The organism is Novosphingobium sp. AP12 (assembly GCF_000281975.1).
GTDB lineage: Bacteria > Pseudomonadota > Alphaproteobacteria > Sphingomonadales > Sphingomonadaceae > Novosphingobium.
Genome location: NZ_AKKE01000074.1, coordinates 1 through 15,077, shown reverse-complemented (window position 1 = coordinate 15,077; position 15,077 = coordinate 1). Strand labels below are relative to the sequence as shown.

General features: G+C 67.8%; 16 protein-coding genes and 1 tRNA gene. 14 read left to right on the top strand and 3 right to left on the bottom strand.

The window, feature by feature from the left end; all coding sequences use genetic code 11:
* The first annotated feature begins 290 nt into the window (after positions 1-290).
* From PMI02_RS13045 to PMI02_RS13015, 7 genes are all read left to right on the top strand, one after another.
* Positions 291-1,580: an adenylosuccinate synthase gene (locus PMI02_RS13045; RefSeq protein ID WP_007683335.1), complete on the top strand. Its 1,290-nt coding sequence runs from the start codon at positions 291-293 to the stop codon at positions 1,578-1,580.
* Positions 1,581-1,585: 5 nt separating this feature from the next.
* The gene (locus PMI02_RS13040; protein ID WP_007683333.1) at positions 1,586-2,083 is read left to right on the top strand and encodes a murein L,D-transpeptidase family protein; all 498 of its coding nucleotides are present in this window, start codon (positions 1,586-1,588) and stop codon (positions 2,081-2,083) included.
* A gap of 216 nt (positions 2,084-2,299) precedes the next feature.
* Complete coding sequence (locus tag PMI02_RS13035; protein ID WP_007683332.1) at positions 2,300-2,752, top strand: MarR family transcriptional regulator; 453 nt, start codon at positions 2,300-2,302, stop codon at positions 2,750-2,752.
* Positions 2,749-4,803 carry an FUSC family protein gene (locus PMI02_RS13030; RefSeq protein WP_007683330.1) on the top strand — a complete coding sequence of 685 codons (2,055 nt, stop codon included), beginning with the start codon at positions 2,749-2,751 and terminating at the stop codon, positions 4,801-4,803. The genes PMI02_RS13035 and PMI02_RS13030 overlap by 4 nt, the downstream gene beginning before the upstream one ends.
* Positions 4,800-5,015, top strand: a complete 216-nt coding sequence (locus PMI02_RS13025; RefSeq protein WP_007683328.1) for a DUF1656 domain-containing protein — start codon at positions 4,800-4,802, stop codon at positions 5,013-5,015. The genes PMI02_RS13030 and PMI02_RS13025 overlap by 4 nt, the downstream gene beginning before the upstream one ends.
* Complete coding sequence (locus PMI02_RS13020; protein WP_007683326.1) at positions 5,012-5,950, top strand: efflux RND transporter periplasmic adaptor subunit; 939 nt, start codon at positions 5,012-5,014, stop codon at positions 5,948-5,950. The genes PMI02_RS13025 and PMI02_RS13020 overlap by 4 nt, the downstream gene beginning before the upstream one ends.
* The gene (locus PMI02_RS13015; RefSeq protein ID WP_007683325.1) at positions 5,950-7,374 is read left to right on the top strand and encodes an efflux transporter outer membrane subunit; all 1,425 of its coding nucleotides are present in this window, start codon (positions 5,950-5,952) and stop codon (positions 7,372-7,374) included. The genes PMI02_RS13020 and PMI02_RS13015 overlap by 1 nt, the downstream gene beginning before the upstream one ends.
* A 55-nt stretch (positions 7,375-7,429) precedes the next feature.
* On the opposite strand, the gene PMI02_RS26425 is transcribed toward PMI02_RS13015, so the two are convergent.
* Complete coding sequence (locus tag PMI02_RS26425) at positions 7,430-7,597, bottom strand: DUF1674 domain-containing protein (protein ID WP_081496704.1); 168 nt, start codon at positions 7,595-7,597, stop codon at positions 7,430-7,432.
* Positions 7,598-7,651: 54 nt separating this feature from the next.
* On the opposite strand from PMI02_RS26425, the gene PMI02_RS13005 reads away from it, so the two are divergent.
* Positions 7,652-8,884 (top strand): RsmB/NOP family class I SAM-dependent RNA methyltransferase, encoded by a 1,233-nt coding sequence (locus PMI02_RS13005; RefSeq protein ID WP_007683324.1) that lies wholly within the window; start codon positions 7,652-7,654, stop codon positions 8,882-8,884.
* Between the two features lie 263 nt (positions 8,885-9,147).
* Here PMI02_RS13005 and PMI02_RS12995 read toward each other — a convergent pair whose 3' ends face one another.
* Both PMI02_RS12995 and msrA read right to left on the bottom strand, forming a co-directional pair.
* Positions 9,148-10,218, bottom strand: a complete 1,071-nt coding sequence (locus PMI02_RS12995) for a choice-of-anchor A family protein (RefSeq protein WP_007683323.1) — start codon at positions 10,216-10,218, stop codon at positions 9,148-9,150.
* A 117-nt stretch (positions 10,219-10,335) separates the two neighbouring features.
* A complete protein-coding gene (gene msrA / locus PMI02_RS12990; protein WP_007683322.1) occupies positions 10,336-10,866 on the bottom strand; it encodes a peptide-methionine (S)-S-oxide reductase MsrA in 531 nt (176 codons plus the stop codon).
* A 115-nt stretch (positions 10,867-10,981) separates the two neighbouring features.
* Between msrA and PMI02_RS12985 the strand changes: the two genes are divergently transcribed.
* The 6 genes from PMI02_RS12985 (at position 10,982) to PMI02_RS12960 (ending at position 14,660) form a co-directional block, all read left to right on the top strand.
* Positions 10,982-11,836, top strand: coding sequence for a class I SAM-dependent methyltransferase (locus PMI02_RS12985; protein ID WP_007683321.1), 855 nt, complete (start codon positions 10,982-10,984; stop codon positions 11,834-11,836).
* A 48-nt stretch (positions 11,837-11,884) separates the two neighbouring features.
* Positions 11,885-12,748 carry an N-carbamoylputrescine amidase gene (gene aguB, locus PMI02_RS12980; RefSeq protein WP_007683320.1) on the top strand — a complete coding sequence of 288 codons (864 nt, stop codon included), beginning with the start codon at positions 11,885-11,887 and terminating at the stop codon, positions 12,746-12,748.
* A 2-nt stretch (positions 12,749-12,750) separates the two neighbouring features.
* Complete coding sequence (gene folK / locus PMI02_RS12975; protein WP_007683319.1) at positions 12,751-13,254, top strand: 2-amino-4-hydroxy-6-hydroxymethyldihydropteridine diphosphokinase; 504 nt, start codon at positions 12,751-12,753, stop codon at positions 13,252-13,254.
* A 26-nt stretch (positions 13,255-13,280) separates the two neighbouring features.
* Positions 13,281-13,356: transfer RNA gene (locus tag PMI02_RS12970), tRNA-Lys, on the top strand.
* Positions 13,357-13,604: 248 nt separating this feature from the next.
* Entirely contained in the window at positions 13,605-14,090 is a 486-nt protein-coding gene (locus PMI02_RS27130) for a hypothetical protein (protein ID WP_157222514.1), read from the top strand.
* Positions 14,091-14,252: 162 nt separating this feature from the next.
* On the top strand, positions 14,253-14,660 hold the full coding sequence (locus tag PMI02_RS12960) for a lytic transglycosylase domain-containing protein (protein ID WP_238539069.1): 408 nt from the start codon (positions 14,253-14,255) through the stop codon (positions 14,658-14,660).
* The last annotated feature ends 417 nt before the right edge of the window (positions 14,661-15,077 follow it).

Here is a 15,077-nt window from a genome sequence, read left to right as displayed (position 1 = left end):
GGCTGGCGCCGCCGCCAGCGGCAGGGCGATGGCGGCGAGAAGCAGGGCGGTGAGGCTGGCGTGGCGGCGCATGGAGGGTCCTTTTCCGGGCCTGCGCTTTTTCCGCAGCGGAGCCTGAACGGCGGCTTAGCGCGGGCCTCATCCGAGCTCGCACTTGACTATGCTTGCGTCTTGCCCTTAGGGCGCCGACCGAAAAGCCGGGGCGCCCCTGCCCCAATGACAATCCGTCTCGCCGAGTCCTGTCGAAGGGCGATGCCGGATCCACCTTGGCGGGGTGCAGGAGTATATCCATGGCCAACGTAACCGTGATCGGCGCTCAGTGGGGCGATGAAGGCAAAGGCAAGATCGTCGACTGGCTGGCCAGCCGCGCCGATGCCGTGGTGCGCTTCCAGGGCGGCCACAACGCCGGCCACACGCTCGTCGTCGGCGAGCAGGTCTACAAGCTGAGCCTGCTGCCCTCGGGTATCGTCACCGGCACGCTGTCGATCATCGGCAACGGCGTGGTGCTCGACCCTTGGGCGCTCAAGGCCGAAGTCGAGAAGCTGACCGCGCAGGGCGTCACGATCAACCCCGAGAACTTCGCGATCGCCGACAACTGCCCGTTGATCCTGCCCGTCCACCGCGAGCTCGATGGCCTGCGCGAAGCAGCCGCCGGCGCCGGCAAGATCGGCACTACCGGTCGCGGCATCGGCCCCGCCTACGAAGACAAGGTCGGCCGCCGCGCGATCCGCGTCTGCGACCTCGCTCACCTCGACGCGATGGAGCCACAGCTCGACCGCCTCTGCGCCCACCACGACGCGCTGCGCGCCGGCTTCGGCCAGCCCCCGATCGACCGGGAGGCGCTGCTGAACGAACTGCGCGAGATCGCGCCCTACGTGCTGCAGTTCGCCGAGCCGGTCTGGCGCCGCCTCAACAAGGTCAAGAAGGCCGGCGCGCGCATCCTGTTCGAGGGCGCGCAGGGCGTGCTGCTCGACGTCGACCACGGCACCTATCCCTTCGTCACCAGCTCGAACACCGTCTCGGGCACCGCCGCCAGCGGCTCGGGCCTCGGCCCCTCGGCAACCGGTTTCGTGCTCGGCATCGTCAAGGCCTACACCACCCGCGTCGGCTCGGGCCCGTTCCCGACCGAACTGGAGGACGCCACCGGCCAGAAGCTGGGCGAGCGCGGCCACGAATTCGGCACCGTCACCGGTCGCAAGCGCCGCTGCGGCTGGTTCGATGCCGTGCTGGTGCGCCAGTCCTGCGCGATCTCGGGCGTCACCGGCATCGCCCTGACCAAGCTCGACGTCCTCGACGGCTTCGAGAAGGTGAATATCTGCACCGGCTACCGCCTCAACGGAAAGGTGCTCGACTACTTCCCGAGCCACGCCGCCGACCAGGCGTCCGTCGAGCCGATCTACGAGGAAATGGACGGCTGGGAAGGCACGACCGCCGGTGCCCGCTCGTGGGCCGACCTCCCCGCGCAGGCGATCAAGTACATCCAGCGCGTGCAGGAACTGATCGAAACCCCGGTCGCGCTGGTCTCGACCAGCCCCGAGCGCGAAGATACCATTCTCGTGCGCGATCCCTTCGCGGACTGATGCTGATGCGGGGCGCACTCAGGTTCGCCCCGTTGCTGCTGCTTCTGAGCGTGGGCGCGGCGGGGCCGCAGCCCCCGCTGGTGCTCCCCGAACTCGACCTGATCCGCGTGCGCAAGGCAGCGCGGGTCATGGAACTTTACGCGGATGGCCGCGTGGTCCACGTCATCGAACATATCCAGCTCGGCGACGAACCGCTGGGCCCCAAGCGCTTCGAAGGCGACGAGCGCACGCCCGAGGGCCGCTACATCGTCGACTGGGGTAACCCGAAGAGCGCCTACCACCTCTCGCTCCACATCTCCTACCCCAGCGCCGCCGACCGCGCCTATGCGGCCGCGCAGGGCCGCTCGGCGGGCGGGATGATCATGATCCACGGCCAGCCTAACGGGTGGCAGGGCCGCGTCGCAGGCGACTGGACCGATGGCTGCATCGCCCTCTCCGACGCGGAGATCGAGGCACTGTGGGACGCGGTGCCCGATGGCACGCCGATCGAGATTCTGCCTTAGCACCAGGCCCTCTTTCCCCCACCTTCGCGGCGACCACGGGCGCCACGGGGCACATTCCCCTCGATCTTTCCACCAATTCCCCCCGACGGAGGTTGTTCGGCTCCGTGCGCCCCTGCAACCATCTTGCCCGAATTGCAATTTACTCCATTGCTGGTTTGTAAATCGCAAGGCCGCCCTGTTGCGGGAATATAGTTAGGAGCCTAACTAACCGTTCCCATGACCGACCGACTCGCCCTTGCCCATGAATTAGCCACCCAGCTGAGCCCCATCTCGCGCGCTTGGCGCCAGCATGCCGACCGGATCCTCGCCTCGCTGGAGATATCGAACTCCGCCGGCTGGGCGCTGGTGCATCTGGAGCGGCTGGGGCAGGGCGCGCGGCAGGGCGACCTCGCGCGCGCGATCGGCATCACCGAGGCGTCGCTGGTGCGTACCGTGCAACAGCTGGAGCGCGAAGGTTTGGTCGAGCGCCGCGCCGACGAGGACGATCGCCGCGCCAACCGCCTGCACCTCACCGCCGCAGGCCGCACCCTCGCGCGCAAAGCCGAGAAGCGCCTGATCGAACTGCGCGTCGATCTGCTCGAAGGCGTTTCCGACGCCGATCTCGAAGTGGCCGTACGCCTGTTCGACACGGTTGCGGCCCGCGCCGCGGACCTGCGCGGCCGTCCATGAACGGTCCGACCGCCACGCGCTGGGGCATTCCTGCCGCCATCTTCTCGATCAAGGCGCTCATCGCGGCGCTGCTGGCCGCCTACATCTCGTTCTCGATAGGGCTCGAGCGGCCTTACTGGGCGTTCCTGACCTCCTACATCGTCGCCGCGCCGCTTGCCGGAGCGGTGATCTCCAAGGCGCTGTTCCGCGTCATCGGTACTTTCGTCGGCGCCACCGCGGCGGTCGTCATGGTGCCGCCGCTGGCCCACAGCCCCGAACTGTTGACGCTGGCGATCGCCGCGTGGCTGGCGCTCTGCGTCTTCGTCTCGCTGATGGAGCGCACGCCGCGAGGCTACGCCTTCGTGCTGGCGGGCTACACCGCCGTGCTGATCGTGCTGCCCGCCGTGAACACCCCGGGCGAGATTTTCACGGACGCCTCGCTGCGGGTGCAGGAGATCACCATCGGCATCCTGTGCGGCAGCCTGGTGCATGGCGTGATCCTTCCCGGCTCGGTCTCGACGTTCCTGCTCGGCCGCGTCGCGATGATGCTGCGCGACGCCGAGCGCTGGAGCCGGGACTCGCTTGAACTCGAGCCAGACGCCGCCGTAGAGGCCGAGCGCCGCCGCCTCGCGCAGGACGTCACCGAACTGCATACCCTCTCGATCCACCTGCCTTACGAGACCAGCCGCCCGGCGCCGCGCGTGCGCGCCGTGCGGGCGCTGCAGGACCAGCTTTCCCTGCTCATGCCGCTCGGCGCCGCCGTCGCCGACCGCGTCGCCGCCCTGCGCGAACGCGGTACGCTTACCGCCACCGCCGTGCAGCTGCTCGCCGACACCCGGGCCTGGCTCGACGGCATCGAGGGCAGCCGCGAGGAGCGCGAGCAGGTGGCCCAAGACCTCAGGGCGCGCTGCCTGGCACTGGAGCCTGAAGTCACCCCCGACGCCGACTGGGACGAACTGCTGCACCTGAGCCTGGGATCGCGCCTGTCGAGCCTGATCGACGCGCATCTCGATTGCCGCGACCTTGCCGAGCAGCTCGGCACGCTCGACCGCAGGCCGGTGTCGGCGCGCATCCCGCGCCTGCTCGAAGGGCGCCGCAACCGCGAACTCCATCGCGACGTCGCGGGAGCCGCGCGGGGCGCGGCGGGCGCGGCGGTCACGATCATCCTGGGCTGCGCACTGTGGATCGGCAGCGGCTGGAACGACGGCGGCACCGCGGTGATGCTCGCCGGCGTTTTCCTCGCGCTGTTCTCCGCCTCGGACAACCCGTTGGCGCCGCTATGGATGTTCTTCTGGGGCACCCTGATCGCCAGCGCACTGGGCATGATCTACGCCTTCGCTATCCTGCCGCGTGTGGATGGCTTTCCCGAACTCGCGATGACGCTCGCGCCGCCGCTGCTGGTGCTCGGCTCGCTGATGCACTCGCCGCGCTTCGCCGGGATCGCGCTGCCCGCGCTGCTGGGCATGGGCAGCCCGTTCATCATCGCGGTGAAGTATACCGACAATTTCGAAAGCTTCGCCAACGGCTCGCTGGCGCAGCTGCTGGGCGTACTCTTCGCCATCGTCATGGCGCGGCTGCTGCAGTCGGCAGGGCTGGAAAGCGCGATCCGCCGCACACTGCGCGCCGGCTGGCGCGACATCGCCGAGCGTAGCAACCTGATGGGCCCCCCCGACGTGCGAGGCTGGATCAACCGCATGCTAGACCGCATCGCCGTGCTTTCCCCGCGCCTCGCGCTGAGCGGCAAGGCGCCGGGCGAGCCGCTCTACGACGTGCTGCGCGACTTGCGCACCGGCGTCGCCATCGGCGAACTGCGCCAGCTGCGCCTCGACCTCCCGCGCGAGCGCACCGGACCGCTCACCAGTGTGCTGGCGGAAGTCGGCGCCTACTACCGCCGCCTCGAACCAGACGCCCGCGCGCCTGCCGATCCCGAGCTGCTCGGCGACATCGACTGCGCGCTCCACCTCTTCGCGGCCGACGAGGACCGCAGCGTGCGCCGCCAGGCTGCGCTGGCGCTAGTCAGCCTGCGCCGTAACCTGTTTCCCGATGCCGCCGCGCTGAAAGGCCTGTCATGAACGGCGAAATCGCCATTGGGGGCGTCTACATGCCCACCATCCTCCTGCTGGCGGTCATCGCCTCGGTGCTGACCATGCTGATGCTGCGGCTGGTGGATCTCGCCGGCCTCTACCGCTTCGTCGCCTATCGCGCGCTCGTCGACCTGTGCCTCTACATCATGGTGCTCGGCGCGCTTTCCCTTCTCGCCCCCCACATCGGTTTCCATCCATGAAGAACCTGTTTCCCGCGATCGGCCGCAGCGCCGCCACCATCGTCATCGTCGTCCTTGCCGCGTTCATCGCGTTCTGGATGTGGAACCACTACGAGCGCAGCCCGTGGACCCGCGACGGCCGCGTGCGCGCCGACGTGGTGCGCGTGACCCCGGACATCGGCGGCCTCGTCACTTCGGTCGCCGTGCGCGACAACCAGACGGTGAAGGCCGGAGACCTGCTGTTCGTCATCGACCGCCCGCGCTATTCGCTGGCCGTCGAGCAGGCGGAGGCCAGCGTGGCGAGCGCTCGCGCAACGCTCGGCCAGGCGCAGCGCGAAGCCTCGCGCGACCTCGCTCTCGGCGACCTCGTCGCCACCGAGACACATGAGCAGAACGTCGCACGTGTCGCCACCGCCCGCGCCGCGCTGGCCGAGGCGATGAGTTCGCTCGACGGCGCCAAGCTCAACCTCGAGCGCACGCAGGTCCACGCCTCGGTCAACGGCACCGTCACCAACCTCGATCTTCACCCCGGCGACTTCGTGGCGGCGGGCAGCCAGGCGATGGCGCTGGTCGACGACGATTCGATCCGCGTCGAAGGCTACTTCGAGGAAACCAAATTGCCGATGATCCGCGTGGGCGCGCCCGTCGTCGTCCACCTCATGGGCGAGGGGCAGGCGCTCCACGGCCGGGTCGAGAGCATCGCGGCGGGCATCAACGACGACAGCCGCAGCGACTCCGGCAACCTCCTGCCCAACGTCGCCGCCACCTTCTCGTGGGTCCGCCTCGCCCAGCGTATTCCGGTGCGCGTGAAACTGACGCACGTTCCCAAGGACGTGCAGCTGATCCTCGGCCGCACCGCCACCGTGACGGTCGAGCATCCGGGCGAGAGGCCGGCTCCCGCCGCCACGGCCACGCCGACGCCCGCCCCGCCCCCCGCGGCGACGGGGACCGAGTGATGAGCCTCCCCCGCTTCGTGTCCTCGGTCGCCCTGGCGCTGGCCCTGTCTGCCTGCGCCACCGCCGGGCCGAACTACCACGCGCCGGAGCAGTCAGCGGCCACCATGCCTGCCGCGCAAGGACCCTTCGCCTCGGCGCAAGGCGCCGCTTTCTCGCAAGCTGCGCTCCCGGACCGCTGGTGGAGCCTCTACGACGACGCGCGCCTTGACGGGCTGGTCGAACAGGCGCTCACCGCCAACACCGACCTGCGCGCCGCCGAGGCCAACCTCGAGCGAGCCGATGCTCTCGTCGCCGAAGCGGCCGCGGGCCGCGCGCTGACCACCTCGATCTCGGGCGGCGTCGATCTCGCCCGGCAGTCCCAGACCGGCAGGCCGCTGCCAGGCGTCGTAACCGACAATCTCGGCCTCACGCTCGCCTACCCGCTCGACTTGCGCGGCAAGCTGCGCCGCGCCATCGAGGCGACCGAAGCCGACCGCGAGGCCACCGAGGCGGCGCGCGATGCGGTGCGCGTCAGCGTCGCGGGCGCCACCACCCGTGCCTACGCCGGGGTCTGCGCCGCCAACTACCAGCTCGGCGTGGCGCAGAAAGTGGTCGAACTCCAGCGCCAGACGCTGGATGCGACGCGCCGCCTGCAGCGTGGCGGGCGCGGCACCGCCTTCGACGTCAGCCGCGCCGCGGCCGCCGTGGAGACCAGCGCCGCCTCGCTCCCCGCCTTCGCCGCGCAGCGCCAGAACGCGCTCTATCTCCTCGCCACTCTGCTAGGCCGCGCGCCTGCCGACTATCCGCGCGAAGTGGCCGACTGCGCCGTGCTCCCGCGTCTGGCTGGCAGCATCCCAGTCGAGGACGGCGCCGCGCTGATCCGCCGCCGCGCCGACATCCGCCAGGCCGAGCGCGCCATCGCCGCCGACACCGCTCGTATCGGCGTCGCCACCGCCGACCTTTACCCCAGCGTCAGCATCGGCGGTTCGGTGGGCCTTTCCGGCAAGCTGGAGGACTTCGGGACCAGCGACAGCTTCGGTTTCAGCCTTGGCCCGCTGCTCAGCTGGTCCTTCCCCAACCGCCCCGTCGTCCGCGCCCGGATCGACCAGGCCGACGCACAGGTCCGCGCCGATCTTGCCACCTTCGACGGCACCGTGTTGGAAGCGCTGCGTCAGGCAGAAACCGCGATGGAGACCTACGCCCGCGACCGCGACCGCGCCGCCGCGCTGGGCCGCGCGCGAGACAGTGCCGCCACGTCGGCCGGGCAGGCGGGCAAGCTGTTCCGCTTCGGCCGCAGCGATTTTCTCAATGTCCTGAGCGCGCAGGGCAGCCTCGCCGCGGCCGAAGCCAGCCACGCGGCGGCGGAGGCTGGGCTGGTGGAGGACCAGATCGCGGTGTTCCTCGCGCTCGGCGGCGGGTGGCAGCGGGACAGCGCGCAGCAGTAGGAAAATGGGAAGACCTGGCGCCATTGCCCCAGGGTCTTGCCTCTTCAAGCCGGAATCAGAAGTCCACCGCCACGCCGTTCCTCACCCAATCGCCGTAACGCGTGGGCGAGAGGCCGTCCGGATCTTCGCCGTCCTTGGGCTTTTCCGCCTTGGGAGCGGGGTCGGTCGTCCAGTGGGCGGGCTTGGCGAAGGCCTCGGGACGTTCAGTGGCGCGCTTGGTCATCATGCGGATGTGGTGCCGCTGGCGGAAAAAGGCAATCCGGTATAGGGGCCCGCGATGGACATTCCCGGCCTTCCGGCGCGCCGCGCCGCGCTCAACCTCGTCGATGCCGTGCTGCGCAGGGGCGAAACCCTCGATCAGGCGGGCGGCAGCGCTCTTGCCCGCGTAAAGGGCGACGCCGACCGCGCACTCGCCCGCGCCATTGCCGGCGAGACGCTGCGCTGGAAGGAAGACCTCGACGAACTGATCGATTCGGCCACCAAGCAGCGCCTGCCCGACGATGCCAAGCCGCGTGCGGTACTCCGGCTGATGCTGGCGCAGGTGTTGCGGCTGGAGACCCCCGCCCATGCCGTGATCGCCACCGGCCTGCCGCTGCTCGAGGGCGGCCCGCGCCGTCTCGCGCACGGCGTGTTCTCCACCCTGCTGAAGATCGAGGCAAAGCTGCCCGAGGTGCCGACGTTGCCCGACGCGGTGATGATGCGCTGGGGCGAGCGGGCCGAGGCGATCGCCGCCGGGCTGTCCGAGCCGCCGCCGCTCGACCTCGCGCTGCGCGATCTTTCCGCCACCGCCGAATGGGCCGAGCGGATGGGCGGCACCTCGCTCATGCCGGGCCATTTGCGCCTGCCTCGCGGCTCGGCGATCGACTTGCTGCCCGGTTTCCGCGATGGTGGCTGGTGGGTGCAGGACCTTGCCGCCAGCCTGCCCGCGCGGCTGCTCGGCGCCGGTGAAGGGCGCCGCGTGCTCGATCTCTGCGCCGCGCCCGGCGGCAAGACCATGCAGCTGGCGTCGCAGGGCTGGCAGGTCACCGCGCTCGACAACGCCAAGCGCCGTCTGGAACGCCTGCGCGAGAACCTCGCCCGGACCGCGCTGGAAGCGGACGTCGTGCTCGCCGACGCGCTGGAGTGGCAGCCGGCGTACAAGTTCGACGCCATCCTGCTCGATGCACCCTGCACCGCAACCGGCACCGCGCGCCGCCATCCCGACGTCCTCCACCGTATCGGCCCGCGCCAGATCGCGGAGATGGTGGAGCTTCAGGCGAAGCTGCTCGCACGTGCGGCCGGATGGCTCAAGCCGGGCGGCACGCTGATCTACGCGGTCTGCTCTCTGGAAGAGGCCGAGGGCGAGGGCCAGCCGGTCCCGGCCGGGCTGACGGTGGTGCCGATCGAGGCTTCGGAACTGCCGGAGGGGCTGGCGCCGACGGCTTCGGGGGCGCTGCGCACCGATCCCGGGATGCTGGCCGAGGTCGGCGGGCTCGACGGGTTCTACGTCGCGCGCTGGGTGAAGGGCTGAGGATAAAAGGGAAGAGGTAGCGCGCATGTCCGGCCGGGCTTTGATAGCCTCCGGCGGTGCTGCGCGCTTTCGCAGCGAGGCTGCGCGCGAAGACCGGCTCGCTGTCCCGGATCACGTCTGGCACGATGGATCAACTCCAGCGCCGCAGGCTTTTCATTCGCCGCCTCGCCATGCGCGCGCAGCGCCTCTGCATGCGCTATGATGACATTAACGGGGGTGCAGGGGGGCTATGCTCCCCTGCGTCTCCCCTTATCTAACTGACCTCAAACGACAACCCGGCGGCGGCGCCAGAACAGCAGCCCGCCGAGCGCCGCAGCGAACAGTCCGACCATCCCCGGCTCCGGCACGGCCGTCCCGCCCGACGACGAGCCGCCCGAACTGGTCGAAGTGCCGGGATCGCTCGGCGCGGTATAGCCGCCGGTGTAGGTGCCGATGTGCATCTCGCCGTTCTGGACGAGGCTGCCGAACACGGCGGAGCCCTGGATGTAGTTGCCGGTGGTGGCCGCGGCGGTGGGGGCGAGGACCGAGCCGCCCCAGGCGGTGCTCAGCGACAGGTCCTTGGCATCGGGGAAGTTCCAGATGACGTGCTCGCCCAGGTTCTGGGTGCCGCCGAGGAAGTTGTCGTTGAGGTTGATCGAGCTGCCCGAGACGTTGACGATTGCGGTGTCGGCGCCGTTGAGGTTGAACTGGATCTCGCCGATCTTATCGAGGTCGGCGGCGGAGATGTTGAACACGGCGACCCCGCTGGAGTCCGGCTGGGCATTGAAGGTGCCGCGGTTGCCGCTGATGACGAGGTCGCTGTTCGACGCCTGCGTGCTCATGGTGTGGCTGAGGCCGGTCATCGAGGTTTCAATGAGGCTCTTCTGCTGCGCCAGGTTCTGCGCGAAGGCGGGGTCGCTGGCGGCGAGGCCTGCGTTCACGGTGTTCTGGTTGACGTTGGTGTTGCTGATCGAGCCGCCCACCAGCACGGTCTGCGCCGCGCCGTTGAGGTTGAGGCCGCTGTTGACGTTGCCGCCCACCACCGCGCCCGAGCCGTTGTTGAGGTTCTTGGCGCCGCCGTTGACATCCCCCACCACGGTCAGGCCGGGCGTCCCAGTGCTTGACGCTGCGATCGGCTGGATCTGGTAGTTCGAGGAATTGCCGTTGAGGTTTCCGCCGACGAACGTGCGGCCCTCGACCTCGGAGGACGAGGTCAGGTCACCCAGCACCACGAGGTTCCAGGTCTTAAGTACGTCGGTGCCCGCGATCATGCCAGTGTCGGCCAGCACGGGGCTGGCGGCTAGAACGGCGGCCATTGCGGCCATCGAAAGCGAAACGGTACGGAAGCGGGCCATGGGCAAACTCGATCGGCGGAAGTGCCGATGGCCCTCGTATTATTACTTAGGTTTTTGGAAAGCTCGACTTCGGCGCTGTCCCTTGCTGGAACAGTGCCGAAGTCGATTCCTACCTGGTTACGCCTTCACCTTGTCCTGGAAGCTCTTGCGCAGTTTCAGCAGCTTGGGCGGGATCACCGCCAGGCAATAGGGATTGCGCTGGCCTTCGCCGTCCCAGTATTCCTGATGATAGTCCTCGGCGGGATACCACGGGGCGGGGCCTTCTATCTTGGTCACGGCCTTCTCGCCTGGGTGCTCGTCGTCCCAGCGCGCGATCGCGGCAGAGGCCTCCTCGCGCTGCGCATCGTCCAGCGGGAAGATCGCCGAGCGGTACTGCGTGCCCACGTCGTTGCCCTGGCGGTTGAGCTGCGAAGGATCGTGCGTGCCCATGAACACGTCGAGGATCTGGGCATAGGAGATCACTGCGGGGTCGTACTCGACCTCGATTGCCTCGGCATGACCGGTCGATCCTGAGCATACCGCCTTGTAGGTGGGGTTCTCGACGGTGCCGCCGATATAGCCGCTCTGCACCGCGTTCACGCCCACCACGTCGCGGAACACCGCTTCGGTGCACCAGAAGCACCCGCCAGCCACGATTGCCTTTTCCATCTTTTACCTTGTCCTCAAATCGTCGGAGTTGGCCGGTAGATAGGTATGCTCTCGCCGCTTGTCATTGCCCGCCGGGCGGCTAGTCTTCGCCCGACCGTCACCCGAGGAGAACCCGATGCGCCGCGCCCTGCTGACCTTGTCCTCGCTCATCGGCCTCGTCGCCGTCCCGGTCGCCGCCGACACCGGCAGGAAGAGCGCCCCCACCGAGGCCTGCAAGGGCTGCGAGGCGCTGCTTGAACTCGCCGCCGCCAGCCCGCTGCGCAAGGACGACCGCTCCCGCGACGCCGCCCGCCACCCGGTCGAGACGATAACGTTCTTCCGCGTCGGCCCGCAGGCCAAGGTCGGCGAGTATGCACCTGGCGGCGAATGGTACTCGCGCTTCCTGGGCCTCTACCTCGGCCAACAAGGACACCTCGTGGGGCTGTTCTTTGATCCCACTAGCAGCGCCTTCAAGGACAAGGACGCCATCCGCAAGGCCGCCGCTTCGTACCCGGCCGACGTCGCCAAGTTCACCGGCATCGATGCCTCGCGCTTCGCCGGCTACACGCTCGACGCCGTGCCCGAGGGCGAGAAGGGCACCTTCGACGTCATCATCATCCCGCGCATGATGCACAACCTGCTGCGCTGGAACATCGCCGACAGCGAGGTCAAAGCGATGCGCAGCCTGCTCAAGCCCGGCGGCCTCGTCGGCATTGAGCAGCACCGCGCCAAGGCAGACGCGCCCTATTCCTACACCGACGGCTCCAAGGGCTACCTGCGCCAGGCTGACGTGATCCGCTTCATGGAAGTGAACGGCTTCGACCTCGTCGCGAAGTCGGAAATCAGCGCCAACCCCAAGGACACCGCGAACTGGCCCGACGGCGTCTGGACCCTGCCTCCTACGCTGGCCCTGAAGGACAAGGACAAGGCGAAATACCAGGCCATCGGCGAGAGCGACCGCATGACCCTGCTGTTCCGCAAGCGTGACTGAGGGCGCGAAGTCTGGACTTCGGGCGGCGCAATCCATAACTGGGGCGGCATGACCCAGATCACCGTCGCCGCCCTGCAGCTCGCCCTCGGTTCCGCCGACGAGGGCGAGAACATCGCCGCCGTTTCCGCGCTCGTCGAGGATGCGGCCGCGCAGGGCGCGCAGATCGTGCTGCCGCCCGAGCTGTTCTCCGGCCCCTACTTCTGCAAGGTCGAGGACGAGGCGCTGTTCTCCCTCGCCCGGCCGACCGCCGAGCACCCCTCGGTCATCGCCATGCAGGCGCTGGCGGCGAAGCTGAAGGTCGCCATCCCGACCAGCTTCTTCGAGCGCGACGGCCATCACTACTACAACACCCTCGCCATGATCGACGCCGAGGGCGAGATCATGGGCACCTACCGCAAGAGCCACATCCCCGACGGCCCCGGCTACGAGGAAAAGTACTACTTCCGCCCCGGCAACGACGGCTTCAAGGTCTGGGACCTGTTCGGCACCCGCATCGGCGTCGGCGTCTGCTGGGACCAGTGGTACCCCGAATGCGCCCGCGTCATGGCGCTGATGGGCGCGGAACTGCTGTTCTACCCCACCGCGATCGGCTCCGAGCCCTACGACGCCACGCTCGACACCAGCCGCATGTGGCGCCGCGCGATGGTCGGCCACTCCGTCTCCAACTGCATGCCGGTGATCGCCGCCAACCGCATCGGTGCCGAGATCGAATGCGGCAGCGAGCAGGCATTCTACGGCCACTCCTTCATCACCGACGAATGGGGCGACTACCTCGCCGAGTTTGGACGCAAGGAAACCGGCGTCCTCGTCGCCACCCTGGACCTCGCCCGCGCGGCGACACACCGCGCCGGCATGGGCTTCTTCCGCGACCGCCGTCCCCAGCTCTACACCCGCATCGCGCAGGACGTCTGAGCTTGGCGAAGCACCGCTACCTCGTGGCGCTGGGATCGAACATGCGGCACCCGCGCCACGGCTCGCCGCGCGGCGTCCTCGCCGCCGCGCTCGAGGCACTGGACCACGGCAAGCTGCACGTCCTCGCCGCCTCGCGCGTGATCGAGACCGCCCCCATGGGCCCCTCGCGCCGCCGCTACGCCAACGCCGTCGCCCTGGTCCGCTCGAAGCGCGACCCCGACGAACTGCTGGCGAAATTGCAGAAGATCGAACACCGCTTCGGCCGCCGCCGCACCGGGCGCGCGTGGGGCGCCCGCGTGCTGGACCTTGACATCGTCCTGTGGAACGGTGGCCCCTACGCCAGCGAAGACACGGACCTCGTCATCCCTCACCCGGCGTTTCGAACCCGCCGTTTCGTCCTCGACCCCGCCGCCACTATAGCCGGCCGCTGGCGCGATCCTCTGACCGGCCTCAGCATCCAACACCTGCGAGCCCGCTTGACCAAGCCGCGCTGCGCCCCTAGGTGACCCTCACCTGACCGCCACGCGGCACGGGGCCCTTAGCTCAGTCGGTAGAGCAACTGACTTTTAATCAGTAGGTCGCTGGTTCGAACCCAGCAGGGCTCACCATGGTTTCCGATGCTGCTGAAATCGTTGGAAAACCGTCGAATGAACGGTCTTGCAACCGTCGCGTTTATACAGCGTGTCTCCACAATGACACCAATCCTACCGACCTAAGCTCCTGCCAATCATCATTAAAGTGCGCTGCTGGCGTCCCCACAAGTCGTCTACACAAGCAGCATCCATATCTCGCCAAAAAGCGGGGGAACTATCATGTTCGCAAGCGGGTTCCGGCGGACCTGCGTCAGCCTCTTGCTATGGTCAACGGGCAGAACTACTACACAGCAATCACCCGTGCCCGCTTTGGCGCCAAGCTTTGGACCGAAGACCGCGACCGGCTGGTCGAGAAGCTTTTGCGCCGGCCCGGTGAAAAAACGTCAGCTATCGAGGGGCTGGGCCGACTGTCACGCGACAGTGTCCAGGCTCGGGAGGAGCGGCATCGCGAAAGGTTCGAGATCCTGCGCGAGCAGCAGATGCGCGATCGCGCGATGGGAGAAGAGCCAATCGGAGCCGGGGGCAGCCACGCTCCGCCCGATCTTCAGAATAACCTGACGCATCGCCTGGCAGGTCGAGCACAGTCGACTGCGAAGCTCGTCGACCGATGGCTAATTGCGATCGTCGAGCGTCACCGCGGCGACGATTGCCCGCCAGTTGGCGAGCCAGGGCCGCTCCCCGCACCTCAGGATCGTAGGGAGAGAGAAATCCATATGGCGGAGCATAAGGGAAGTAGCCATGAACGTTGAGCGGTCTTTCAGCATTTCGGCGGTCGCCGTGTGCGTTGCCATCCATATTTCCGGCCCGTTCAGGCCAAGCCGGCGTCTGCACTTGGTCACGAGCCCTTGATCGGAGCTTGCATTCGCGAGGCGGCGTCTGGCCGCGCGTGGCTTGAGAAGACGCTCTGGGGATTGCGCGACCAAGAGGCCGGATGGGTCGGGGCGCGGATCGCAACCGCGAACGGCACTAAAGACCTGGGGCCGTTCCAGGTGAACAGTTCCTGGATCCCGAAGCTGGCGAAGGTGACAGACAGATCGCATGGTCAAATCCGCTCCTGGCTGGAGCAGGATGCCTGTTTCAACGTGCAAGCGGCCCGGTGGATTTTTCTCTCTGGGCTGGCTGCGAGCGGCGACTACTTGAAGGCCATCGGCATCTATCACAGTCCTACGCTCTGGCGACAACGGCGCTACGCGCGGAGCGTTCTGGCGCACTTGCGCCGGCGATTTGGTGAAGCGGTTTTCCCGCGTCAGGCCATGCGCGAGGCAAGTCCCTCCAATGTCGGTAAAACGGTCGACCCATTGAAGCTGATCAGAAGATGACCCCAGGCACGGACGACGGTGGATCATGCCTATTGTGACGTTCCAACTTCATTTGAAGGTGCCGAGCGTTCGCGCTCTGATTAGTGCAGTGCTCATTTGTAGTAGGAGCAGCCGCAAGCCCATCATCATCATAGTTTGAACGCCAGCCAAATTCCTTTTCCATTATGCACCTAAGAACCGAAGTTCTGTCGCCCGCTGGCGTTATACGAGAATCACAGATGAGGGCGCCACATCGAGCAGCGGCAAGCGGCGCATCGTCATCAAACGGAGGGTGATCAGGACGTCGCGGTAAATTGCCCGCCGGCAATCCAGATGTTCCGTCCAAGTTAAGCCTCTAGTGCGGCCAACTTTCGCAGGAGCAAACTGTCTTAGCAACGCGCTCGTTATAAGTGCAGTTATTGCATAACCATATCGGAC